General features: G+C 70.5%; 22 protein-coding genes. 12 read left to right on the top strand and 10 right to left on the bottom strand.

The window, feature by feature from the left end; genetic code table 11:
- Nucleotides 1–73 precede the first annotated feature (73 nt).
- From ACZ7M2_RS33895 to ACZ7M2_RS33875, 5 genes are all read left to right on the top strand, one after another.
- Nucleotides 74–1,510, top strand: a complete 1,437-nt coding sequence (locus ACZ7M2_RS33895) for an MFS transporter (RefSeq protein WP_471598551.1) — start codon at nucleotides 74–76, stop codon at nucleotides 1,508–1,510.
- Between the two features lie 303 nt (nucleotides 1,511–1,813).
- Complete coding sequence (locus ACZ7M2_RS33890) at nucleotides 1,814–2,017, top strand: cold-shock protein (RefSeq protein WP_352050128.1); 204 nt, start codon at nucleotides 1,814–1,816, stop codon at nucleotides 2,015–2,017.
- 444 nt (nucleotides 2,018–2,461) lie between these two features.
- A complete protein-coding gene (locus ACZ7M2_RS33885) occupies nucleotides 2,462–4,006 on the top strand; it encodes a DEAD/DEAH box helicase (RefSeq protein WP_471598550.1) in 1,545 nt (514 codons plus the stop codon).
- Between the two features lie 46 nt (nucleotides 4,007–4,052).
- Nucleotides 4,053–4,373 carry a CBS domain-containing protein gene (locus ACZ7M2_RS33880; RefSeq protein WP_471598549.1) on the top strand — a complete coding sequence of 107 codons (321 nt, stop codon included), beginning with the start codon at nucleotides 4,053–4,055 and terminating at the stop codon, nucleotides 4,371–4,373.
- Nucleotides 4,374–4,438: 65 nt separating this feature from the next.
- Nucleotides 4,439–4,768 (top strand): SCO5918 family protein, encoded by a 330-nt coding sequence (locus ACZ7M2_RS33875; RefSeq protein WP_471598548.1) that lies wholly within the window; start codon nucleotides 4,439–4,441, stop codon nucleotides 4,766–4,768.
- Between the two features lie 125 nt (nucleotides 4,769–4,893).
- Here the strand turns inward: ACZ7M2_RS33875 and ACZ7M2_RS33870 are convergent, their stop codons facing one another.
- Entirely contained in the window at nucleotides 4,894–5,268 is a 375-nt protein-coding gene (locus tag ACZ7M2_RS33870; protein ID WP_054235795.1) for a hypothetical protein, read from the bottom strand.
- Nucleotides 5,269–5,811: 543 nt separating this feature from the next.
- On the opposite strand from ACZ7M2_RS33870, the gene ACZ7M2_RS33865 reads away from it, so the two are divergent.
- Nucleotides 5,812–6,156 carry a MerR family transcriptional regulator gene (locus ACZ7M2_RS33865; RefSeq protein WP_054235794.1) on the top strand — a complete coding sequence of 115 codons (345 nt, stop codon included), beginning with the start codon at nucleotides 5,812–5,814 and terminating at the stop codon, nucleotides 6,154–6,156.
- 345 nt (nucleotides 6,157–6,501) lie between these two features.
- On the opposite strand, the gene ACZ7M2_RS33860 is transcribed toward ACZ7M2_RS33865, so the two are convergent.
- The 4 genes from ACZ7M2_RS33860 to ACZ7M2_RS33845 are packed head-to-tail and all read right to left on the bottom strand — an operon-like array spanning nucleotide 6,502 to nucleotide 9,258.
- Complete coding sequence (locus ACZ7M2_RS33860; protein ID WP_471598547.1) at nucleotides 6,502–6,957, bottom strand: S26 family signal peptidase; 456 nt, start codon at nucleotides 6,955–6,957, stop codon at nucleotides 6,502–6,504.
- Between the two features lie 25 nt (nucleotides 6,958–6,982).
- On the bottom strand, nucleotides 6,983–8,869 hold the full coding sequence (locus ACZ7M2_RS33855) for an ABC transporter ATP-binding protein (protein WP_471598546.1): 1,887 nt from the start codon (nucleotides 8,867–8,869) through the stop codon (nucleotides 6,983–6,985).
- Complete coding sequence (locus tag ACZ7M2_RS33850) at nucleotides 8,869–9,039, bottom strand: hypothetical protein (protein ID WP_168499662.1); 171 nt, start codon at nucleotides 9,037–9,039, stop codon at nucleotides 8,869–8,871. Before ACZ7M2_RS33850 ends, ACZ7M2_RS33855 begins: the two co-directional genes overlap by 1 nt.
- A gap of 51 nt (nucleotides 9,040–9,090) precedes the next feature.
- Nucleotides 9,091–9,258 carry a hypothetical protein gene (locus ACZ7M2_RS33845; protein WP_165853921.1) on the bottom strand — a complete coding sequence of 56 codons (168 nt, stop codon included), beginning with the start codon at nucleotides 9,256–9,258 and terminating at the stop codon, nucleotides 9,091–9,093.
- A 217-nt stretch (nucleotides 9,259–9,475) separates the two neighbouring features.
- Here ACZ7M2_RS33845 and ACZ7M2_RS33840 point away from each other — a divergent pair, with 217 nt between their 5' ends.
- Together ACZ7M2_RS33840 and ACZ7M2_RS33835 are read left to right on the top strand one after the other, a co-directional pair.
- A complete protein-coding gene (locus tag ACZ7M2_RS33840; protein WP_471598545.1) occupies nucleotides 9,476–10,036 on the top strand; it encodes a MauE/DoxX family redox-associated membrane protein in 561 nt (186 codons plus the stop codon).
- 211 nt (nucleotides 10,037–10,247) lie between these two features.
- Entirely contained in the window at nucleotides 10,248–10,787 is a 540-nt protein-coding gene (locus ACZ7M2_RS33835) for a hypothetical protein (RefSeq protein WP_471598544.1), read from the top strand.
- A 19-nt stretch (nucleotides 10,788–10,806) separates the two neighbouring features.
- On the opposite strand, the gene ACZ7M2_RS33830 is transcribed toward ACZ7M2_RS33835, so the two are convergent.
- The 4 genes from ACZ7M2_RS33830 to ACZ7M2_RS33815 all read right to left on the bottom strand — a co-directional run bounded on the left by ACZ7M2_RS33830 (nucleotide 10,807) and on the right by ACZ7M2_RS33815 (nucleotide 15,326).
- Nucleotides 10,807–13,104 (bottom strand): FUSC family protein, encoded by a 2,298-nt coding sequence (locus tag ACZ7M2_RS33830; protein ID WP_471598543.1) that lies wholly within the window; start codon nucleotides 13,102–13,104, stop codon nucleotides 10,807–10,809.
- Nucleotides 13,105–13,286: 182 nt separating this feature from the next.
- Complete coding sequence (locus tag ACZ7M2_RS33825; protein WP_471598542.1) at nucleotides 13,287–13,859, bottom strand: hypothetical protein; 573 nt, start codon at nucleotides 13,857–13,859, stop codon at nucleotides 13,287–13,289.
- An 83-nt stretch (nucleotides 13,860–13,942) separates the two neighbouring features.
- Entirely contained in the window at nucleotides 13,943–14,626 is a 684-nt protein-coding gene (locus ACZ7M2_RS33820) for a carbonic anhydrase (RefSeq protein ID WP_471598541.1), read from the bottom strand.
- A 226-nt stretch (nucleotides 14,627–14,852) separates the two neighbouring features.
- Entirely contained in the window at nucleotides 14,853–15,326 is a 474-nt protein-coding gene (locus tag ACZ7M2_RS33815) for a hypothetical protein (RefSeq protein ID WP_471598540.1), read from the bottom strand.
- Between the two features lie 378 nt (nucleotides 15,327–15,704).
- Between ACZ7M2_RS33815 and ACZ7M2_RS33810 the strand changes: the two genes are divergently transcribed.
- Nucleotides 15,705–19,079 carry a pyruvate carboxylase gene (locus ACZ7M2_RS33810; RefSeq protein ID WP_471598539.1) on the top strand — a complete coding sequence of 1,125 codons (3,375 nt, stop codon included), beginning with the start codon at nucleotides 15,705–15,707 and terminating at the stop codon, nucleotides 19,077–19,079.
- Nucleotides 19,080–19,215: 136 nt separating this feature from the next.
- On the opposite strand, the gene ACZ7M2_RS33805 is transcribed toward ACZ7M2_RS33810, so the two are convergent.
- A complete protein-coding gene (locus tag ACZ7M2_RS33805; RefSeq protein WP_471598538.1) occupies nucleotides 19,216–19,887 on the bottom strand; it encodes a beta-glucanase in 672 nt (223 codons plus the stop codon).
- Between the two features lie 208 nt (nucleotides 19,888–20,095).
- Between ACZ7M2_RS33805 and ACZ7M2_RS33800 the strand changes: the two genes are divergently transcribed.
- The 3 genes from ACZ7M2_RS33800 (at nucleotide 20,096) to ACZ7M2_RS33790 (ending at nucleotide 23,260) form a co-directional block, all read left to right on the top strand.
- Nucleotides 20,096–21,403 carry an MFS transporter gene (locus ACZ7M2_RS33800; RefSeq protein ID WP_471598537.1) on the top strand — a complete coding sequence of 436 codons (1,308 nt, stop codon included), beginning with the start codon at nucleotides 20,096–20,098 and terminating at the stop codon, nucleotides 21,401–21,403.
- A 127-nt stretch (nucleotides 21,404–21,530) separates the two neighbouring features.
- Nucleotides 21,531–22,283 (top strand): RNA polymerase sigma factor, encoded by a 753-nt coding sequence (locus ACZ7M2_RS33795; RefSeq protein ID WP_471598536.1) that lies wholly within the window; start codon nucleotides 21,531–21,533, stop codon nucleotides 22,281–22,283.
- Entirely contained in the window at nucleotides 22,280–23,260 is a 981-nt protein-coding gene (locus ACZ7M2_RS33790) for a CU044_5270 family protein (RefSeq protein ID WP_471598535.1), read from the top strand. Before ACZ7M2_RS33795 ends, ACZ7M2_RS33790 begins: the two co-directional genes overlap by 4 nt.
- The last annotated feature ends 65 nt before the right edge of the window (nucleotides 23,261–23,325 follow it).

Here is a 23,325-nt window from a genome sequence, read left to right as displayed (position 1 = left end):
AATTTGATGGGCGGCGGGTGCGGTCCGGCCTGAGCCTTGCCGGGCAGCCCCTTCCGGACGTGAGAGGTACCAGGTGACCGCGACCACCCATCCCCTTCAGCCACTTGACCCCGTTCAGCCCGTTCTGAGCGCACGCAGGCGCTGGACGGTGCTGGCCGTCTGCTGTCTGAGCATGTTCCTGGTGGGCCTGGACACCACCATCGTCAATGTCGGACTGCCGGCGATCGGGCACGGTCTGGGCATCGGCACCCGCAGCCTCGAATGGACCGTGGACGCGTACACGCTGGTCCTGGCCAGTCTCCTGATCTCCTCCGGCGCGCTGGCGGACCGGTTCGGACGCCGACGGGTGTTCCAGGTCGGCCTGGTCGTGTTCGGCGCGGCCTCGCTGGTCTGCGCGATCGCCCCTTCGGTGGGCGTGCTGATCGCGGCCCGCGCAGTCCAGGGAATCGGCGCCTCGATGCTCAGCCCCGTGGCTCTCGCGATCGTGGTCAACGCGATGCCCGACCCGAGGGAACGGGCACAGGCGATCGGCGTCTGGGCGTCGGTCTTCGGACTCAGCATGGCCGCCGGCCCTGTCACGGGCGGCGCCCTCATCGCGGGTTTCGGATGGCGGTCGGTGTTCTGGATCAACGCGCCGGTCATCGTGGCCGCCCTCGTGCTCAGCGCGCTGTTCGTGCCGGAGTCCCGGGCGCCGCGAGCACAGCGGCTCGACCTCCCGGGGCAGGCCCTGCTGACCGTGGTCATCGGCGTCTCGGTCGGCGTCCTCATCGAAGGACCGCGCATCGGTTGGGCGTCGGTTCCCGCGCTGGTCGCGTACGCGATCGCCGCCGTGGCGGCAGTCGGATTCGTGTCGGTCGAATCCCGCAGGAGCGAACCGCTGATGGATCTACGGCTCTACCGGCATCCGGTCTTCACCAGTGCCGTGCTGGGCGCGGTGGCGGTCTTCGTCGCCCTGAACGTGACGCTCCTGCTCAACACCCTCTACCTGCAACACGCCCGAGGATGGACACCACTGGCCGCCGGGGTGGCGACCTTGCCCATGGCGGTCGGAGCGACCGTCTGCGCACCCTTGTCCGGCCGCCTGGTCGGTCGTACCGGACCGCGGTTGCCGCTTGTCCTGGCCGGCGGTTTCATCACGGTGGGCGGACTCTGCCTGGTCGGGCTCGACCAGCACACGAGCGTGCTCCTGCTCTTGGCGGCCTACTTGCTCATCGGCGTCGGGTTCGGCTTCGCCAACGCGCCGATCACCAACACCGCGGTGAGCGGACTGCCTTCCGCCCGTGCCGGCGTGGCCGGAGCGATCACATCCACCGCACGCCAGCTCGGCTCCGCGCTCGGCATAGCCATCGCCGGCGGCCTGGTCGCGGGCACCGCCCCGACGGGACTCGCCCACGCGTCCCGCCCGGGCTGGATTCTGGTCGCCGCCTGCGGACTGCTCCTGCTCCTCGTGGCCCACGCGGCACGGCCGAAGCAGGACACGAGTCGCCCCACCTCGCCGCAATCACGGTGAGCCGACTGAATCCATATCTGTGCCCGTGAAGTGAGAAAATGACGGAAGGTGCAGCAAGTTTTCCTGCATCGACTGTATCGACAGGCGGTGCGGGGTATTTATCGCACACGATCGATCGCAACGTGCTACTGTAGATCTCAGTTGCAGTTGTGGTTCCCGAAATCTTGCAAGTGCCCTCACCGGCTTCATCTGCTGGTGGCGCTCTTTTTCGGCTCCGGCGAATTTTCCGGCGGGATAATCATCGCGGCGACGCGGAGTGTGCATAGTGCGAGACTCCGAACACCGTCCCGAAGGAGATGTGACATGGCTGCCGGTACCGTGAAGTGGTTCAACTCGGAAAAGGGCTTCGGCTTCATCGAGCAGGACGGCGGCGGCGCGGACGTCTTCGCCCACTACTCGAACATCGCCGCCCAGGGCTTCCGTGAGCTGTCGGAGGGCCAGAAGGTGACCTTCGACATCGCGCAGGGCCAGAAGGGCCCGACGGCTGAGAACATCGTTCCCGCCTGACGCTGACACGTACTTCGCAGCTGGGGCCCGCACCTTGGGGTGCGGGCCCCAGCTCGCCGCTTTCCGGGGCGCAGCCGCTCCGCCAGGGCCGTGGTGGTGTCACCCACGGCATGATGCAGGGGCCCCGCGGCCCCGCCCCTGGGGAAGGCCCCACCGAATCCCCCCCGGGGATGCTCGACCCCGACGCTCCGGATGCAAATCCGCCAAGGTCTCACTCACGGAATGACCGATCTCACTGTCGAGATCGCGCCGCTCTCTTCGTCGGCGCATTCCGCGAGCATTACCGGTTGATCCGACTGATCCGGTTGATCCGACCGATCTGACCGATCCGATCCGACCGACCGATTCGGCTCCGCATCATTTTCGGCTCGTTCTTGCGATTCTCTGCGCTGTTCATTCGCTGCGGGAACTCCTTGATACGCGCCACATCAAGGAAGGTTCCACATGAACCGCACGCGTACAAATGATCGTTTCGCCCGCACCCGAACCCGCGCCGGAAATTCAGGTTCCCAAAGGGGCGGCAGCCGCTTCGGATCCGCGTCCTCCAGCCGCTCCGGTGCTCCCAGCCGTGCGAAGGGTTACGGACGTCAACAGGCCATGCCGCAAGGTGAGTTCGCGCTGCCGACGACGATCACCCCCGCGCTGCCCGCCGTCGAGGCGTTCGCCGATCTCGCCCTGCCGACGCCGTTGCTGGCCGAGCTCGGCCGCGCAGGCGTGACCGTACCGTTCCCGATCCAGGCGGCGACCCTGCCGAACTCCGTCGCGGGCCGTGACGTACTCGGCCGTGGCCGCACCGGCTCCGGCAAGACCCTCGCCTTCGGTCTCGCCCTGCTGGCCCGTACGGCCGGCCGGCGCGCCGAGCCGCGGCTGCCGCTGGCCCTGGTCCTCGTACCCACCCGAGAGCTGGCCCAGCAGGTCACCGACGCTCTCATTCCGTACGCCCGTTCCGTGCGACTGCGTCTGGCCACGGTGGTCGGTGGGATGCCGATCGGCAGGCAGGCCAGTGCGCTGCGCGGCGGGGCCGAGGTCGTCGTGGCGACGCCGGGCCGGCTCAAGGACCTCATCGACCGCGGCGAATGCAGTCTGGACCAGGTCGCCATCACCGTCCTCGACGAGGCCGACCAGATGGCCGACATGGGCTTCATGCCCCAGGTCACCGCGCTGCTCGACCAGGTGCGTCCCGAGGGGCAGCGCATGCTGTTCTCGGCCACCTTGGACCGCAACGTCGACCTCCTGGTCCGCCGCTACCTGACCGACCCGGTGGTCCACTCCGTCGACCCGTCCGCGGGCGCGGTCACCACCATGGAGCACCACGTACTGCACGTGCACGGCGCGGACAAGCAGCGGACGACCACCGAGATCGCGGCACGCGAGGGCCGGGTGATCATGTTCCTGGACACCAAGCACGCGGTGGACCGGCTGACCGAGCACCTGCTGAACAGCGGCGTCCGTGCCGCGGCCCTGCACGGAGGCAAGTCCCAGCCGCAGCGCACACGGACCCTGGCCCAGTTCAAGACCGGGCATGTGACGGTGCTGGTGGCGACCAATGTCGCGGCGCGCGGGATCCACGTCGACAACCTCGACCTGGTCGTGAACGTGGACCCGCCCAGCGACCCCAAGGACTATCTGCACCGGGGCGGCCGTACGGCCCGCGCCGGCGAGTCCGGCAGCGTCGTCACCCTGGTGACGCCTCAGCAGCGACGCGACATGAGCCGACTGATGACTGCCGCCGGCATCACTCCCCAGACCACCCAAGTGCGCTCGGGTGAAGCCGAGTTGAGTCGCATCACCGGTGCCCAGGCCCCCTCGGGGATCGCGGTCACCATCACCGCGCCGGTCGTGGAACGTCCTCGGCGCGGCTCCTCTTCCCCGTCCCGGGGCCGGCGCGGCCGTACCGGCCAGGGCCGGTCCACCGGCGAGGGCCGGTCCACCGGCGAGGCGGCACGCCGTGCGCCGCGGCGGTCGTCCGCGGCCACAGCGGCGGCCTAGAACCTTCGTGATCGGAAACCCCACCCACCCATCCAGGAGGACCCCTTTGACGCTGGTTCAGACGCAGCAACGCCTGGTCGGTTCCGTTCCCACGACCGTGTGCGACGCCCTGGACACATCCGGACCGCGGGTCGGTGACGACATCACCGTCGAGGTGGCCCTGTTCCTCATGGCCAGTGCCCGTGTCGAGTACCTGCTCCTTTGCGACCAGGACGAACACTGCACCGGCTCGGTCACGCGGGCCCAACTCGCCGCGGTCCGTGACAGTCCCGCCTATACGGACCGGATCCGTGTACGGGACGTCCTCGGCGCCGGCGGACCGCACGGCCGCGGCCCGGGTGCCCTCGCCCTCACCGTCTCCCTCTGATCCGGCTCACCGTTCGGCATCAGCCCCGTTCCTCCCTCCCCCTTCTCCCTTCCCTGCGAGGCATCATGCGCTGCGTCATCGCCCGGTTCCCCTTCGACCTCACCAAGAGCGGGGTGCTTGCCTCCATGAAGGGCGTCAAGCCGGAGCCCATCACGGGGGAGTCCGTGCTCATCGGCCGCCGCCACTACCCCGCCAAGCAAGTGGGCGTGGTCATCACCCGGCAGGACCCCCGTGACTTCACCAGCGGGGAAGTCACCCGGGCCATGACGCGCCTCGGCTTTACCTGCCGCGGCACCCATGAGCCCACCCGTGAGTCCTCGACCGCCGTCCGGGCCCTTACGCCGTTGCAGACCGCGTCGGCGCTGCTCGGCAGCCCCGCGCCGCTGGGACGGTGAGAACCGGCGGAAGCTGACACCAGGACAGCGAGGGGGCCCTGCCGACGCGCGTCGGCAGGGCCCCCTCGCGTGTCACCGTCCGGTCGACGGCTCCCGGCCGGTCGGCGCGGTCCGGGTGCGGTGCCTCACTGGTCGGAGTAGCTGAAGTCGCCCACCGTCCAGGCGCTGACATCCTTGATCGCGACCCGATACATTCCGCCCGTCTCGGGAATTCCGACGCTGCCCTGCAGGATCCGGGCGAGGTGGAAGTGCAGATGTGTGGGGGCCCCGCCGGGTTCGGGCCGGCCCACTGTCCGGTCGGCGGAGAAGACGTCGGAGAAGGGGCCCAGACGGTCCGAGTCCTTGAGGACCTCCGACACGCGCTCCCTCCATACGCCTTCGGGAGCCAGCCGCCCGGTGATGACGGCACCGCCGACCACCACGGTCAATGACATCTGATTGCTCTGCTCGGACTCCACCAGGGCGCAGAGATCCACGAGCAGCTCGTCAGGGTTCGACATGAAAGCCGATTCTATTCGGTGCGCGATCCGGGCGCTGGGGTCGGCCGACGGCCGCGCCCCCACTGCCACCTGCTCATATGGCCCGCTCGGCGGAGAATATCGATGCCCTGAGCAACCTAAAATCTATGTTTGACAGAGTAGACATTGGGCTGTTGCATGATTAGTCTTTCTCTCGTAGTGCAGAAGTTCGCAGGTCGGGGTGGCTGAGGAGTCTCGAAGCCGAGCTGTCCGTAGGACGGTGACGAGACCGCCGGCCGCACCACCTGGCAAGTGAGTTGATTTCAGCGGAGGTACGGAAGGAGCCGACGCCATCGGGATCACCCGGCCGACATGCACGAGGTCGGGTGCCGCAAGACCCCGGAATGGAAGGTGGTCCCCGGTCAAGCATCCGCGAACCCCGCATTCCCGCCCCCTCGCAGGGGCCAGGTAGCGGAAACAAGAGGTCGGCAGAGCAGTAGTGCCGACAGATGGTGTTCAATTTCCTTCGGGGCCCTGGTGCCGTACGGCATCGGGGCCCCTCGACGCGTTGCACAAAGAGGTGAAATGACAGCAGATACTCCACTGAGCGGTCGCCTGGACGACGACGACTACCCCGCGTACACGATGGGCCGGGCCGCCGAGATGCTCGGGACGACTCCGGGCTTCCTCCGGGCCATCGGGGAAGCCCGCCTGATCACTCCGCTGCGCTCGGAGGGTGGGCACCGGAGGTACTCCCGCTACCAACTCCGGATCGCCGCCCGCGCCCGCGAGCTCGTCGACAGGGGGACTCCGGTCGAGGCCGCTTGCCGCATCGTCATCCTTGAGGACCAGCTCGAGGAAGCGCAGCGCATCAACGCCGAGTACCGTCGCGCCGCGAACGAGGTGTCCGACACTTCCAGTTCGGGCTGAGCGCGTACGGCCCCTCCACGCATGCCCCACCGTGAGCGCCTCTGCGGGGTCGCGGTCGTGCTCCGTGGTGGGCGGCACAGCGCAACGGAGTTGACGCGGCGTGTGGAGGATCACCCGTATGGGGCATTTGCCTCGTCGGCGCCGGGGCGGCCAAGGAGCTACTGGTCGCTCCGGCCGTTTCGGTCGCTTGGGTCGGAGTGAAGGTCGGCCGCCAACCGGGTGATGCTCTGGACCGCGAGCTCGGCAGTGCCGACCAGTGCGCGGCGCTGGTGCCGGGGCATAGTCGGCGTCGTGGCCGAGCAGGGTTCAGTGGGGCCCGAGCGGACGCCGCCGTGAGCAGTGGGTTCAGGAGCGGCCGAGGGGAGTCGGCCGGGTGAGTACCACGCCCAGCAGGGACGCCTGGGGGACGTAACCGAAGTGGCGGGAGTCCTGCGTGCGGGCGGCGTCGCCCCGGACGATCAGGGAACCGGGCGGCACCAGTCCGCCGTCCCGGGCCCCGACGATCTCGCGTACGTCGGGCGGCACGGCATCGCCGGGCAGGGCGGAGACCCGCTTGACCAGCCAGGTGAGCGCGTCGTCGCCGTCGCCGAACGGGACGGGGTTGCGGAAGACCACCGCGTCGCCGCGCCGCACGCGCGTGGTGCGGCGGACCAGCAGCCGGTCGCCGTCCGCGAAGGCCGGGGTCATGCTCGACCCGGTGACCCTGATGAGGGTGAGACGAGAACGCAGTACGCGTACGGACAGGAGCAGCATGCCCGCGCCCGCTGCCAACGCCACCGTCGTCCGCGCCGCACCCGTCATCTGGCAGCCTTCCGTTCCGGGCGGCTCATGTGGCCGCCTCCGTGGTTCTGCCCCGGTCGCCGCGCTCGGCGTAGCCAGCGGCTTGGAGGCCGAACAGCCGGGCGTAGTGCCCGCCGCCCAGGGCCATCAGCTCGTCGTGGGAGCCGAGTTCGGCGATCCGGCCGTTCACCAGCACGGCGATCGCGTCCGCCTCGCGCAGCGCGCCGAGCCGGTGTGAGACCAGCAGCGCGGTCCGTCCCCTGCGGTGGCGACTGAGCGTGCGGTGCACCTCGTGCTCGGCCTCCGGGTCCAGGCCCGAGCTGGGCTCGTCCAGGATCAGCAGATCGGCGTCGCCGCGCATCAACGAGCGGGCCAGCGCCACCCGTTGCCACTGGCCGCCGGAAAGGGTGACCCCGGGGGTGCCGTCCTCCTCGTCGAGGTGGACCCGGCTGAGCTGGGTCTCGTACCCGTCGGGAAGGCCGCGCAGGGTCGCGTCGATGCCGGCGAGCCGCGCGCTGTCGCGGATGCGCTCCAGGTCCTCGCGGTACGGCAGATCGCCGATGCCGATGTTCTCGGCCGCCGAGAGGTCGTACGTCATGTAGTCCTGGAACGTGACGCCGATCCGGCGGCGCAGCTCGGCCACGTCCATGGTCCGGATGTCGGTGCCGTCCCAGAGGATCGCGCCGCGTTCGGGGTCGTAGAACCGGCAGAGCAGCTTGATGAGGGTGCTCTTGCCGGCGCCGTTGCGGCCCACCAGGCCCATCGCGGTGCCCGCCGGGACGGTCAGATTCACCCCGCGCAGCACCCAGGGGCCGGAGGTGTCGTAGCGGAACCAGACGTCGCGCAGTTCGATGCGTCCGGTGAGGGCCGGTGCGGGGGCCTCGCCCCGGGGCAGGTCGTCGGGGGTGTCGAGCAGGTCGAGATAGTGGCCGAAGAGCCGTACGCCCTCCGCGGCCGATCCGGCCTGGAGCACGATCCCGGTGAACGCCCCCTGCACTCCCGCGGCGGCGGCGATGAACAGCGTCACATCACCGATCGTGAATCTGCCGTGGGCCGCGCCCGCGACCACCACGACCGTACCGAGCCCGGCGACCAGGGCATTGAGCGCGGCGAAAGCGGACTGCACGAGTGCGCCACGCCGCGCCACCGCGAGTTCGGCCTCGGTGGCGTCGTTCAGTGCGCGGATCAGCCGGCCGTGCAGGAAGCCGCCGAGGCCGAACAGCCGGATCTCCTTGGCGGCGCGGGGGTCGGTCAGGAGCGAGCGGTAGAAGAGATGGCGGCGCAGCCGGGCGGACGTCAGCTCCCAGACCACCACCTGGCGGCGGGCGAGCGACAGCCGGGCCAGCAGTGCGGCGGCGCCGACCAGGAACAAAAGACCCACCATCGGGGGCCAGACAGCGAGCAGGGCGCCTGTGAAGCCGCTGAGCGCGGCCACCGATCGCACGGCCTCCTGGGTGAACATGGTGACGTTGTGCGGCGCGTCCTCCGAGGCCTGCTGAGCGAGCCGCAGCCGGTCGTGGAACGCGGGATCCTCGAACCGCCGCAGTCCCCGGAACTCGTCGACCTTGGCGAACAGGGTCCGTTCTACTTCGACGACGAGCCGTCTGCGCACCAACTCATCGAGATATGCGGCCAGTTGAAGAAGGACGGCGGAGAGGGCGCCCAGCGCGGCCATGGCGACGCCGAGGCTGACGGCGTGCCGCGCGTCGGCGTGCGCACCGCGGCCGAGTTCGTCGAAGAGCAGCTTGGCGAGCCAGGCGGCAGCGGCCGGCGTCACGCCGACTCCCACGGTCACCCCGAACAGCAGGGAGGCGCCGACGGGTGTGGCGCGGAACTGGAGGGCGACCGCCGCCCATGCGGCGCGGGCCCGCAGCCGGTTCCCCGGAGGCGAAGCGGCCTCCGGGGAACCGGCAGGTGGGTCGGAGTGCGTCATCAGCAGGTGTTGCTGCGCTTGGTGCACACGCCGTTACAGGCGAATCGGTACTGGTGTCCGCCCTTGCAGTAACAGAGCTGACCCACCTCGGGGACGCATGCCCCCGCGCGCTGCTCGTCGAGTACGAGCCGCAGCAGCCGGTCGCCCATCGTGCCGATCATTCGCCTCATGACTGCCTCCTGGCCGTGCGACGTGATGTGACGGGATGGGATGGGGCTGGGTCAGCAGGTGCCGGACTTCACACAGGGGCCGTTGCAGCTGAAGACGTACCGGACGTGGTTCGTGCACTTGCAGAAAGTGCCGTGCTCCGGGACACAGGCGCCGGCCCGGTCCTCCTTCAGCAGCATGCCCAGCAACTTGTCGCCCATCGTGCCGATCACACGGGTCATCACGGACCTCCCTCGTAGGGTGAAGACCGGACCAGGGGTAAGGTCCGGCCGGAGCAGAAGTTATGTTGCGATGCCAATTGAGCGCAAGAGTGCGGAAGTTGACTGATTGCTTCCATTTTCGTCTGGGGAGATCTGGGCGAAAGTGGCCACTGTTGCTCATGTCGACTTGGGGCTACATTGCCTCTGGTCCAGTCGTCCCGGGAGGTGAGAGCTGCTCGTGGCCTATGCCCTGCTTGCCGTCAGACTCCTCGTCGGCATCGTGTTCGCGGCATCCGCGACCGGAAAACTACGAGGCGCCGCGGCCTTCCGCGGCTTCGAGGAATCCGCCCGTTCCATGGGCGTTCCGGCCCGCCTGAGCCGCCTCGTGGCGGTGGCCGTGGTCGTGGGGGAGTGCGCCGCGGTGGTGCTGCTCGCCCTGGGGCCCGGTGGCGCGCCCGGGTTCGTCCTGACCCTACTGTTGCTCGCCGCGTTCACCACCGGAATCTTCCGTACGCTCCGCAGCGGAACCAAGGCGTCCTGCGCCTGCTTCGGCGCTTCCACCGCGCCGATCGGCCGCCGCCACGTGGTGCGGAACACCGTGCTGCTCGCCCTGGCCGCGTTCGGCCTGGCCGCCGCCCTCGCGGGGACGCCGGCGCCGGCCCAGGCGGCGGGCGTGCTGATCGCGGCGTTCGGCGCGCTGGTGGGCGCCCTGCTCGTGATCTTCACGGACGAGCTGGGCACGCTGTTCGACGACGGCGCCCCACGCACCTCGGGACGCGTCCGCGGATCAGCCCCGTAGGCGATCCGGGCAGGCGACCCGGTAGGCGACAACCCTCCCGATTTCCCGGGTGGTTGATGTTCACGCACCACCGTGGCGGCCACCGCGACGCACCCGTCGCAGCCGCCGCACCACGGCGCGCGGCACACCCGTGCGGCGTCGCGCCGTCGCATCCCGCGATCCGATGGGCGGACACCCCGCCCCACGATGACACGAGACCCCGGAGTCACCCATGCCCTTTCTGGTCACCGCCGTCGTCCTCATCGCCGTGCTCTGTCTGCTGAACCTGCTGCTCACCTTCGGCGTCATACGCAAACTCCGCGCCCAGGCCGACGAGAAGGCCGACCGGGTGGCGGACGGCCTGATCATCCCGGCCGGTTCCGCCGTGCCCGGCTTCTCCGCCGTGACCACCGCCGGTGAGCGGATCACCCGCGAGGGCCTCGGCGAGACCATGCTCGGCTTCTTCTCGCCCGACTGCCGGGCCTGTAAGGAGCGGCTGCCGCTCTTCGTGGAGCAGGCGCGCACCACGGCCCGCGCGACTGGTCGCAGCGTCCTCGCCGTCGTGCACGGCACCGACGAGGAGGCCCGCGAGCAGGTGGCGGCGTTGTCCGAGGTCGCCCACGTCGTGGTCGAGCCGGGCGACGGGCCGCTCGGCGAGGCCTTCGACATCACCGGGTACCCGGTCTTCGGCCTGATCACCGTCGACGGCACCCTCAGCGCCACCGCCTTCGACCCCGGCCGCCTGCCGACGCCCTCGAAGGCCGCGGTCTGACCCCGGGGACCGCCCCGGGTCAGGACGGACCGACGGGCCTCGCCGCGGTGACCAGGCTCGGCTGGAGCCGGCGGGCGGCGTCGAGGTGGTCGGCGGTCCAGATGATGCGGACGGCCGTGTCCGTCGCCTGCCCGTGCTCGTCGCTGAGGTCGCGGCGGAGGGATTCGACCAGCTGTGCCTCGGCCGCGGGGTTGCGCGGCAACGGATCCCGGACGGAGGCGCGGTGCCCGAGACCGGCGGCCAGATCCCGGTACCAGCCGGAGATCTGGCCGGCGGCGCTCAGCAGGACGAGGCCCGCTTCCGCCCGGTTCGGCTCGCTGCCCGGTTCGCCGTGGCGCCGCCACAGGCCCAGGACCGCTTCCGCCGCGAGGCGCAGCCCCACGATGCCGGTCACCAGGGTGGTCATGTCGGCCAGGGGTACCGGTTTGGCACCGCGCTCGGCCAGATAGCTGCGGAACGCGTCGTCGAGCCTGCGTGCGGCCGCGGCTGCTTCGACGCCCTCCCGCAGCGCGACCTCGGCAGACGCGGGCGCGGGGGCGGTGCCGCAGTGGCCGATGGCGTACTGCACGGCGCCCGCCAGATACCGGGCGCTGTCCGTGTACGCCTCGGCGAGCGCCCGGTCGACGGCCGCCGCGGCGCCGCGAGGCCAGAAGAACAGGCCCACCAGCACGCTCACCGCGCAGCCGAGGGCGATGTCCTGGATCCGCAGCAGCACGATGTGCCAGTCGGGGTCCTGGCCGATGTTGAACAGGATGACGAGGGTGATGGTGAAGGCAGCCTGACCGGCGGCGAAGGAGATGGCGGCGGGGGCGATGCCGGCGAGGAACACGGCGAGGGGCAGCAGGAACCAGAGCGCCGTGCCGTGGTGGCCGATCAGTTGCAGCAGCCCGGTGCCGATGATCGAACCCGCGAGGGTGCCGCCCAGGGCGCGGACCGCGTTCTGCCCGGTGTTGAGGGCGTTCGAGCGCAGCACGGACAGGGTTCCCAGGATCACCCAGAACGAGTGCTGGACGCTGGTCACGTTGGCGAGGCCGACCGCGATGCCGAGGCCGAGTGCTCCGCGCAGGCTGTTGTGCAGCCAGACGGACCCCGGCTGAAGGTGGGCGGCGGCTCGCTCACGCGCCGCCGTCAGCGGTCGGGTCACGGCGTCGGGCTCGCGGCCCAGCAGGCTTTCGAACCAGCTGCGGCGTTCGGCGGCCGCCGCCAGGGCCACGTTGTCCGCGATCTGCAGCGTCGCGAAACCCAGTTCCTGCGCGCGGAACGAAAGGTCCAGCGCTCCGATGACGGGGTGCACCTGCGAGGGTGTGCCCGCGCCGCCCCGGCGCACGGGCAGCCGGGTGGTGGCGTTGCGCTCCATGTCGGCCATGGCCTTGCGCAGCGTCTGCGAGGCTGCGTGCAGCTCGTCCGGTGAGTGGCGCGGGGCGTCGAGCAGCGCGGCCACCTCGTCGAGTACGGCCGCGGCGGCCCGGCGTACGGACCGGGCGTCGATGTCGCAGGCCGGTCGACCGTCGAGCGGGGGCGCGCTGTCGGCCAGGATGCTGCTGAGCCAGGTGAGTTCGTCGACCAGACGGACGAGGGCGCGCGAGCTGGTGGACAGGCCGGTGGGGCGGTACGGGGTGGCGTCGAAGACGGTGCGCAGTTCGGCCGCCGCGGCGGCGGCCTCGTCGGCCCGGGTACGGCACTGACCAGTGCTCGGCGCGGCGGGCCCGCCCGCCAGGAGGGACGCGTCGGTGCGCAGTTGTTCGGCGGCCGCACGGCAGACCCGGGCGGCGGGTGCGCTGAGGGGGTCCCCGCTGGGACGGGGCCACAGCAGGGTGACCGCGAGCATGGCGGCGGCCGCCGCGAGGCCCGCTCCCGCGAGCCGGGCGGGAAGCTCCGCGAACGGGGCGGGCGAGGTCACCGGGAGGATGAAGGCCAGCAGCAGTGCCGTCGAGGCGCCCGCGAGGACGGAGCTGACCACTCCGGAGAACAGCACCAGGAAACCGATGACGACCATGGCGGTGACCGCGAGCCAGGTCTTGTCGGCCACGAGCGTACCCAGACAGATCAGGACGGCCCAGGCCACCGCGAGGCCGAGATGGGCGCGTAGCCGCTGCACCATCGGACCGGTGAAATCCACGAGCAGCAGCATCGAGAACGCACCGAACGCGGCGAAGGCCGCCATCGTCGGTGACCCGATGACCTGGCTGCACAGGGCGAACAGCGTGGGCATGACGAGCGCCGTCCGCCCGGCACGCCGGGTCGCCGCCAGCTCGGGATCGCGGTCGCGCAGCCACGACGCGACCGACCCGGGACGGATTCGACTGGATGTCCGCACGTGCCCGGCCACCTCCTGTCGACAGGTCTACGCCCCACCGAGTGTGGCGTCACTTCCGGAGCGATGTCACCCGAACACGATCTCTGCTCATGATCCACCCGGGCGGGGCGTGCCCGCACCGGTCCGGGGCGTGCCCGCACCGGGCCGATGGTGCGGAGGTCACCGTCATGCCGAGGCCGCGGTCAGCCGGCGAACGCCTCGTTGAGGCGGACGTTGTAGCCGTCTTCTTCCATGAGGACGACGGTGACGCCGAACGGAGAGGGATGGTCCAGTTCGAGCGGGATGAAGGAGTAGTTGACCGCGGCCTGGACGGGAAGGACCAACTCGCCGCCCGGCTGTGGCTCGACGGCGGGCTGCCATGCGGGCTCGGCCGAGCCCCGGCCCTCGGGGGAGTGGGCCGCGGGCTGTTCGGTGTAGGGGAACTGGTGCAGCACATGGCCGTCCTTCGTGGCGTGCACCATGTTCAGACAGGGCACCGGGCCGGTGACCGGCAACTGGCAGGCGGTGGCCACGTCGTGGGTCTCCCACGCGAGAACGACCTCGTCGGCGCCGGCCGCCGCGGCGATGTTCGCGAGCTCGGCGATGCCGGTGAGCGCGTCCTTGCCGGCCTCGGTCGGCCGCACCCAGATCAGGCCGACCAACTCGCCGCGCACCAGGGGCATGATGACCGGCCGTGGCACGGCACCCTCGGCGAGCCCCGCGGCGTACGCGCTCTTCATCGACTCCACCAGCGCGTCCCACGTCTGTGCATCCATGAACTCATCCTCGTCGCCCGCCTGTGTCCGATCAGGCTGACCCTGTCATGCGGGCCGTGCCCTCCGCCAGCGGCTCGGACCGGTCAGGCGGGCGCTCCGGCCAGGACTTCCACCTTGCCGGTGTCGAGCGAGTAGTAGGCGCCGACCACGGCGAGGGCACCCTTCTTCACGAGGGGGGCCAGGTCCTGATTGGAGCGCAGGTCGGCGGCGGTCAGCATGACCTGCGCACGGGCCATGGAGTCCACCGGGTCGCCACCGCCCTCACGGACCGCCTGCTCGTACGCCGGACGCAGGGCCTTGGCGATCGCCTCCAGATTGCCCGGCAGCGGTTTGCCGTCGCGGATGGACTTGTACGCCGCCTCGACGGCGCCGCAGCGTTGATGCCCGAGAACCACGATGAGCGGAGTGCCGCTCGTCATGGGTCCGTACTCCACGGAGCCCGTGACCACCGGACCGATGGCCTCCCCGCCCGTGCGCATCACGTACAGGTCACCCAGCCCGGTGTCGAAGAGGAGTTCGGGCGGTACGCGGGAGTCGATGCAGGACAGGATCGCCCCGAAGGGCTCCTGCTTCTCGGCCACGAACTGGCGTCGGTCCGGATCGCGGTCGGGATGTCGAAGATCGCCGCTCACCCAGCGCTTGTTGCCTTCCATGAGTCTGGTGAACGCCGCGGCGGGCGTGGTCGGCGGCGGTTCCGGCGGAGCGCTGGTCGCCGACGAGGCGGCGCTCGTCGGCGAACACCCCGCAAGCGTGACCGTGGCGGCCATGAGACCGCCGACGAGAAGAACTCTGCGATCGGGATGTCCCGCTCTGTCCATCAGCCCTGGCCTCTCAGTCCGCCGCGACGTCTCCGTACGTCTTGACCAGGGGCGATTGTGCGGTGCGGTGAGGGAACAGGACGGGAGGCACACGCGGACGCGGGCCACTCCGCCACCGATGGCCCACGGCCCGGAGACCTGGAACGGTCTGGGGCGGAGCGTCACCGCCGGCCGGTCAGATGCCCATCGACGCCATCTCGATCGCCGACCGGTAGTTCGCCGCCGCGGTCACCACGCAGGCCCGATAGGTCCGGTTGTCCTTCACGACGAGGAAGTAGTCCTTGAGGTTCTTCCAGTAGCTGAGCAGGTAGCCGATGCCCGGGAGGAAGCCGGGCGGCCGGGGTACCAGCGCGAAGGCCTCGGAGCACCTGAGGATTTCGCCGGTCGCCTGGGAGAGGACGTCGGCGACGTCGGGGTTCATGTTCCAGCCGGCGGCCAGGTCGGCGTTCCAGATGGAGGCGGCCACCTCCCGCAGGTGCGCCTCCTCCTCCGGGGAGAAGTCGCTCTGGCCGAAGGCGTGCACGGCCGCCAGGGATGTCGCGGCTGGGGCAGGCCCGGCGGCGGCCGAGGCCGCCGTGCCCGAGACTCCGAGAAGAAGCGCGGCTGTTGTGGCCGCCGCCACCGTGTACGTGGCCCGTCTGCCGCCCATGCTGATCGGTCCTCTCCGCGGATGCGCCCGGGGCCTGCCGCCCGGGCAGGGCCGACGCTGTCATGTGCCGTACATACGGGTCAACGGCGACAATCTGCCAACCGCGGCCGACGGTTGCTTCTTGACGATGGCGCACCAGGACGCCGCCGGAGCCCCCGTCGTACGCCGGCAGGTACGCATCCGTCGGGGCACGCGGGGCACCATGATGGTGGCGGGAACCACTCGTGCGGGCGACGACGTAGGTCCGCCCTGGACGGCCCACCCCGAATGCACGGTGTTCCGAGAGGGGCATGGACGGGAGTGGCCCGGTTCACATGGCATAACGCGGGCGTCACCGACAGCATGGTCCTCGTCACCGGCAGGCCGAAGGGATCCAGGATGTTCCGCAAGGTGCTGGTCGCCAACCGCGGCGAGATTGCGATTCGCGCGTTCCGCGCTGGCTATGAACTGGGCGCGCGAACCGTGGCCGTCTTCCCTCACGAGGACCGCAACTCGCTGCACAGGCTGAAGGCCGACGAGGCCTACGAGATCGGGGAGCCGGGGCACCCGGTGCGGGCCTATCTCTCCGTGGAGGAGGTCGTCCGTGCCGCACGCAAGGCGGGTGCGGACGCCGTCTACCCGGGCTACGGGTTCCTGTCCGAGAACCCGGAACTGGCACGCGCCTGCGAGGAGGCGGGCATCACGTTCGTCGGCCCGGACGCCGCCACTCTCGAGCTGACGGGAAACAAGGCCCGCGCCGTGGCGGCCGCCCGGGCGGCCGGCGTGCCGGTCCTCGGCTCCTCGGCACCCTCCACCGACGTCGACGAACTGGTCCGCGCCGCCGAGGACGTCGGCTTTCCCGTGTTCGTCAAGGCAGTCGCGGGCGGCGGCGGGCGCGGTATGCGGCGGGTCGAGGACCCGGCCACACTGCGCGAGTCCATCGAGGCGGCCTCCCGCGAGGCGACGTCGGCGTTCGGTGACCCCACCGTCTTCCTGGAGAAGGCCGTCGTCGATCCGCGCCACATCGAGGTGCAGATCCTCGCCGACGGACAGGGCAACGTCATCCACCTGTTCGAGCGTGACTGCTCGCTGCAGCGCCGCCACCAGAAGGTGATCGAGCTGGCGCCCGCGCCGAACCTCGATCCGGCGCTGCGGGACCGGATCTGCGCCGACGCGGTGCGGTTCACCCGCGAGATCGGCTACCGCAACGCCGGCACCGTGGAGTTCCTCCTCGACCGCGACGGCAACCACGTCTTCATCGAGATGAACCCGCGCATCCAGGTGGAACACACGGTCACGGAGGAGGTCACCGACGTCGACCTCGTCCAGGCCCAGCTGCGCATCGCCTCGGGCGAGTCGCTGGCGGATCTCGGGCTCTCCCAGGAGACGGTCACCCTGCGCGGCGCCGCGCTCCAGTGCCGTATCACCACCGAGGACCCGGCGAACGGCTTCCGCCCGGACACCGGCCGGATCAGCGCCTACCGTTCGCCGGGCGGCTCGGGCATCCGCCTGGACGGCGGCACCACCCACGCGGGTACGGAGATCAGCGCGCACTTCGACTCGATGCTCGTCAAGCTCACCTGCCGGGGCCGGGACTTCAAGTCCGCGATCGGCCGCGCCCGTCGTGCCGTGGCCGAGTTCCGCATCCGGGGCGTCGCCACGAACATCCCGTTCCTCCAAGCCGTACTGGACGACCCCGACTTCCAGGCCGGGCGGGTCACGACGTCGTTCATCGAACAGCGGCCGCACCTGCTCACCGCCCGTCACTCCGCCGACCGCGGCACCAAACTGCTCACCTACCTCGCCGACGTCACGGTGAACAAGCCGCACGGCGAACGGCCCGAGCTCATCGACCCGGTCACCAAACTGCCCCCGCTGCCCGCCGGTGAGCCGCCCGCGGGTTCCCGGCAGCGCCTCGTCGAACTCGGCCCGGAAGGCTTCGCCCGGCAGCTGCGCGAGTCGCCGACCATCGGCGTCACCGACACCACCTTCCGCGACGCCCACCAGTCCCTGCTCGCCACCCGGGTACGCACCAAGGACCTCCTCGCCGTCGCCCCGGCCGTGGCCCGGACCCTGCCCGAGCTGCTGTCCCTGGAATGCTGGGGCGGCGCCACCTACGACGTCGCCCTGCGCTTCCTCGCCGAGGACCCCTGGGAACGCCTGGCGGCCCTGCGCGAGGCCGTGCCCAACATCTGCCTCCAGATGCTGCTGCGCGGCCGCAACACCGTCGGCTACACGCCCTACCCGACCGAGGTGACCGACGCCTTCGTCCAGGAGGCCGCGGCCACCGGCATCGACATCTTCCGTATCTTCGACGCGCTCAACGACGTCGGCCAGATGCGCCCGGCCATCGACGCCGTACGGGAGACCGGGACGGCGATCGCCGAGGTCGCCCTGTGCTACACCTCCGACCTGTCCGACCCGTCGGAGCGGCTGTACACCCTGGACTACTACCTCCGCCTCGCGGAGCAGATCGTGGCGGCGGGCGCGCACGTCCTGGCCGTCAAGGACATGGCCGGTCTGCTGCGGGCGCCCGCCGCGGCCACGCTCGTGTCGGCGCTGCGCCGCGAGTTCGACCTGCCGGTGCACCTGCACACCCACGACACCGCGGGCGGTCAGCTCGCGACCTACCTCGCCGCGATCCAGGCCGGCGCCGACGCGGTGGACGGCGCGGTCGCCTCCATGGCGGGCACCACCTCCCAGCCTTCGCTGTCGGCGATCGTCGCCGCCACCGACCACTCCGACCGGCCCACCGGCCTGGACCTGGGGGCCGTCGGTGACCTGGAGCCGTACTGGGAGAGCGTCCGCAGGATCTACGCGCCCTTCGAGGCGGGTCTGGCCTCGCCGACCGGACGCGTCTACCACCACGAGATCCCCGGCGGCCAGCTGTCCAACCTGCGCACCCAGGCGGTCGCCCTCGGCCTCGGCGACCGCTTCGAGGACATCGAGGCGATGTACGAGGCGGCGGACCGTATCCTGGGCCGCCTGGTCAAGGTCACCCCCTCCTCCAAGGTCGTCGGCGACCTCGCCCTGCACCTGGTGGGTGCCGGGGTGGCGCCGGAGGACTTCGAGGCGACACCGGACAGGTTCGACATCCCGGACTCCGTCATCGGCTTCCTGCGCGGCGAACTGGGCACCCCGCCCGGCGGCTGGCCCGAGCCCTTCCGCACCAAGGCGCTGCAAGGCCGCGCGGAGGCCAAGCCCGTACCGGAGCTGAGCGCCGAGGACCGTACGGGCCTGGAGAAGTCCCGGCGTTCGACCCTCAACCGACTGCTGTTTCCCGGGCCGACGCGCGACTTCGACACCCGCCGCCAGGCCTACGGTGACACCAGCGTGCTGGACAGCAAGGACTTCTTCTACGGTCTGCGCCCCGCCAAGGAATACGCCGTCGACCTCGAGCCCGGCGTGCGGCTCCTCATCGAGCTCCAGGCCATCGGCGAGGCGGACGAACGCGGTATGCGCACCGTGATGTCCTCCCTGAACGGCCAACTGCGGCCGATCCAGGTCCGTGACAACGCGGCGGCTTCCGACGTACCGGTCACCGAGAAGGCCGACAGGGCCAACCCCGGGCACGTGGCGGCGCCGTTCGCCGGTGTGGTGACGCTCGCGGTCGCCGAGGGCGACGAGGTGGAGGCCGGTGCGACCGTAGCCACCATCGAGGCGATGAAGATGGAAGCCTCCATCACCGCCCCGAAGGCCGGCCGGGTGGCCAGGCTGGCCATCAACCGGATCCAGCAGGTGGAAGGCGGTGACCTGCTCATCGAGGTCGGCTGAGGCCTGTCACGGTGCACGCGTGGGCAGTGCACGCGTGCACCGTCAGGACCGACCCGGCCGCCCGCCTGAACTTCGACAGGCGGGCGGCCGGCGGCGTGCGGGGTGCCAGGGCGTCGCGGCCGGTCGTGCGCCGACGCTAGGGGCCGTCGCCGACCCTGCTCGGTCTGTGCACGAGTAGCTGTGCCACCTCGAACGCCATCTCGGAGACCCCGTCGGCGGGTGGTGGGTGGTAACGCCCGGCGCAGACGGACAGGTTGACGATGAGGTAGGCGTGCCAGCTCCTCCCTACGCCCCGCCGGTCGGCGTAGGCGCGATCCCCGTTGACCCACCAGACGACGGAACGGGCGCCGAACTCGACGCGCAGGTCCACCCAGGCGCCCGGCTGGACGGCCTCGTCGCGGTAGTAGCGGTGCCCACCGCGCACATGGTTGGAGAGTTCCAGGAGATCGGGATGGTCGGGGTGGTACTCGAAGACGTCGACCTCCTGGTTTCCGTCCCGCCATGTCCAGATGGCCGGCCAGGCGCCGATCTGCGTGGGGAGTCTCACCCGGGTTTCCAGCACGTCTCCCGCGCACAGGAGAAATCCGTCGTCGCTGTCCTCGGTCGTCAGGAGGCCGGTGTTCCATCTGCCGTCCGGGCGCCGGGTGGCGCGGAAGGTGCCGGTGCGGCAGTGGTCGGGGTCGGTGACCAGGTAGTCGAGCTTGTCGTCGTCCGGGTTGACGGGGCCGCCGTCGGGATAGGCCCAGGAATGCCCCGCGACCCACTGCCGCGTCGAGGCGAAGTCCGCGGTGAAGACGACATCGGACACGCGCGGCCTCCTTGATGTCGGCTTTCGCGTACGCCACTGGTTCTCCCCCGAGGAGCGCGACGCATGCTCCGTTCACCTCGACCGGCGGGGAAACAACTCTTCGGAGTGAACTCGGAGCGAACGAGGCCCCGGACGCACTCGGCACCGAGCCGTCGCCCGCTGTGAGGCCAACTGTCAACCCAGTACGCCCGGTTGGGGGGCTCACGGCATGATGCCTCGGGTGAACCCGACGAATGACACGCAGGACCGGCCCCGAACGGGCTGGGGAGTACTCACCCAACGGGATTTTCGCCTGCTCTGGGTAGGCGAATCCGTGAGCGGGTTGGGCAACAGCGTCACCGGCGTGGCCCTGCCGCTGATCGCGGTCGAGGCGTTGGACGCCGACTCCACCGCCGTGGGTCTGCTCGCCGCGGCGGTGTGGCTGCCCTGGCTGCTGGTGGGTCTGCCCGTGGGCGCCTGGGTGGACCGGATGCGTAAACGCCCACTGATGATCGCGTGCGATCTGGTGGCCGCCGCCGCGCTGTTGAGCGTTCCGTCGGCGGCGTGGCTCGACGCGCTCACCCTTCAACACCTCGTCGTCGTCGCGCTGACATGCGGCACCGCGGCGGTGTGGTTCAACACCGCCTACCACTCGTACATCCCGATCGTGCTCGACGGCCGAGACCTCTTGGAGGGCAACGCCAAACTGCAGGGCAGCGAGGCCGCCGTCCAGGTCGCCGGGCCGGGGGTGGCGGGGCTGCTCGCCCAGGCGTTCGGCGCGGTGGCCGGTCTCCTGGCCGACGCCGTGACGTTCCTGATCTCCGTGGTCTGCCTGAAGCGGATGAGGGTGGTCGAGCCGGACCGCGCTCCCGGAGAGGAACGCGCCCTTCTCCGACGGCAGATCGTCGAAGGGCTCCGTTTCGTGGGCCGGGACCCGTACCTGCGGCCGATGGTCACCTGGGGTGCCGTGATCAACATGGCGCTGATGGGCTACCAGGCGGTGCAGGTCGTGTTCCTGGTTCGCACCGTCGGACTGAATCCGGCCACGGTCGGGCTGTTGCTGACCAGCGGCAGTGCCGGCGGCATGGTGGGCGCGCTGCTGGCCACCGGGTTCACCCGGCGGTTCGGCACCGCGCGCGGGCTGCTTCTCGTGCAGGCCGCCACCGCGCCGTTCGCGCTGTTGATGCCGATGACTACGGTGGGGCCGGAACTCCTGCTGTTCGCGACAGGCGGCTTCTTCGTCGGAATCGGAATCTCCGTGGCCAACGTCGTGGTCGGCAGCTTCCGGCAGACCTACTGCCCACCGCATCTGCTCGGCCGGGTCGTGGCGACAACCATGATGATCAATCACAGCACCATCCCCGTCGGTTCCTTGCTCGGCGGGGTACTGGGCGACCTGGTCGGGTACCGGCTCGCCATGTGGATCATGACGGGCCTCGTCGCGCCCTGCTGGCTCATCCTGGTCATGAGCCCGATGCGCCGCGAGCGTGACCTTCCGCAGACCTACGAGCTCGAACAGGCGCAAGCCACGGGCTGACGGGGGCTGATCCTGCGAATCTCCGGGCACGGCACCTGGGTTCAGCAGGGCCTCGCCGCGTGGGCGCGGGGGCGCGTGTGTGACGGACGCCATAGAGACGCGGAGTGCTGAGCGGACAGGGCTGGTCGTGGAACTTTCCCTACGTGCCCGGATACGGGCCGGTGACCCGGAGGCTTTCGCCGAGCTGTTCGGCGTGCACGCCCGGGCTGTGTACACCCATACCGTCCGGTTGACCGGAGACCGGGGCGCCGCGGAGGACGTGGTGTCCCTGACCTTTCTGGAGGCGTGGCGGTTGCGGGAGAGGCTGAGACCCGACGCCGCGGCTCCTGAAGAGGGTGACCCGGACGCCGAGTCGTACGAGCCGTTCGCGTCGTACGAGCCCTCCGAGCCGTCGGAGGGGGACGGCCTGCGGCCCTGGCTCTACGGCATCGCCACCAACGTCCTGCGCAATACGCGCCGCGCCGCCCGCCGGCACCGCGCCGCGCTCGCTCGGCTTCCCGACCGCCCGTCGGACCACGGCACCGTGCCCGACTTCGCCGAGGAACTGGTCGGCCGCATCGAAGACACCGAACGGCTCGCCGCCGCCCGCGCCGCGGTCGGCCGGCTTCGCCGACCCGAGCGCGAGGTGTTCGCGTTGTGTGTCTGGTCGGGCCTGAGTTACGCGGCCGCGGGCGAGGCCCTCGGCGTACCGGCCAGCACCGTACGGTCGCGTCTCTCCCGGGCCCGCGCGCGCCTGCGTCGCCTGGCGGAGGAGGAGTTGTCCCGACGCAGGCCGGGACCACCCGGGTCAGGAGAAGAACCGAGACTCCATCCCCCCATCGGACAGGAACCGGGTGGCCGCCCAGAAGCGGCACGGTCGACACAGGAGAAGTACCGATGAACCCCGAAGAGCGACAGGAACTGGCCCGGCTGGTGCCGAGCCCGGGCGACCCGGTTCTGCCGAGCGACCGCTACGACCTGCTGAAGGACCACTTGATGCGAGAGATCACTCCGCAAGTCCAGAACACCTTTGAAGTCCGGGATGTCCAAGGTGTTCAGGACGCCCGGCTCGCCGCGACGGTCGCCACACCGCGGGGGACCGCCGCCCGTCCCGGACGCCGGTTCGCCGTGATCGCCGTACCCCTTGCCGCCGCCGTCACGGCCGCAGTTGTCATCGGCACCGGCATCACCGATACGCGCACCACCGATCCGGAGGCCGTCGACCTCCTGAACCGCATCGCCACGGTCGCCGCCGAGAAGAAGGCCGTGCCCGTCCGCGACGACCAGTACGTCTACATCCGCACCCAGGGCTCCCTGAAGATCACGGACAAGGACATCCGGATCTTCCGCGACTCGCGCTGGACCGCCGTCGACGGCAAGCGCCCGGGACTCAGCCGGATCACGGTGCTGCAGGGGCCACCGCCCCGCCCGCGGGACCCGTTTTCCTCGTACGCCAAGGGCACGAGGGACATGACGCTGTACGCCGACCCGAACGTCACCACATTCCGTGAGATGGAGGCGCTGCCCAACGATCCCGACGCGTTGCTCAAGAAGATCTACGCCGACTCGAAGGGGGAGGGGCAGACGAGGCAGAGCGCGGCGCTGGAGACGATCGGCGACATGCTCGACGGCGCGACGCTTCTCCCCGAGTTGGACGCCGCGCTCTACCGCGCGGCGGCGAAGATCCCGGGCGTCTCGGTCGTCGAGAACGCCAAGGACCTCGCCGGTCGCTCCGGCATCGGCCTGAGCTTCAAGAACCGTGACGACCGCGATGTGTGGGTCTTCGACAAGAAGTCCCTCACGTACCTGGGCTCGGACAAGGAGGCCTTGCTCGACACCGGGGTCACCGACAAGCGGGGCGAGGAGCCCAGCAACTGACACCGGTCAGCCCGAAGGGCGGTCGTCCGGCCCGTGCCCCGTCTGCTGACGGCCGGGTTGCCGAC

It is taken from the genome of Streptomyces sp. NPDC111507, assembly GCF_055638955.1.
This window is presented reverse-complemented; position numbering and strand designations above follow the sequence as displayed.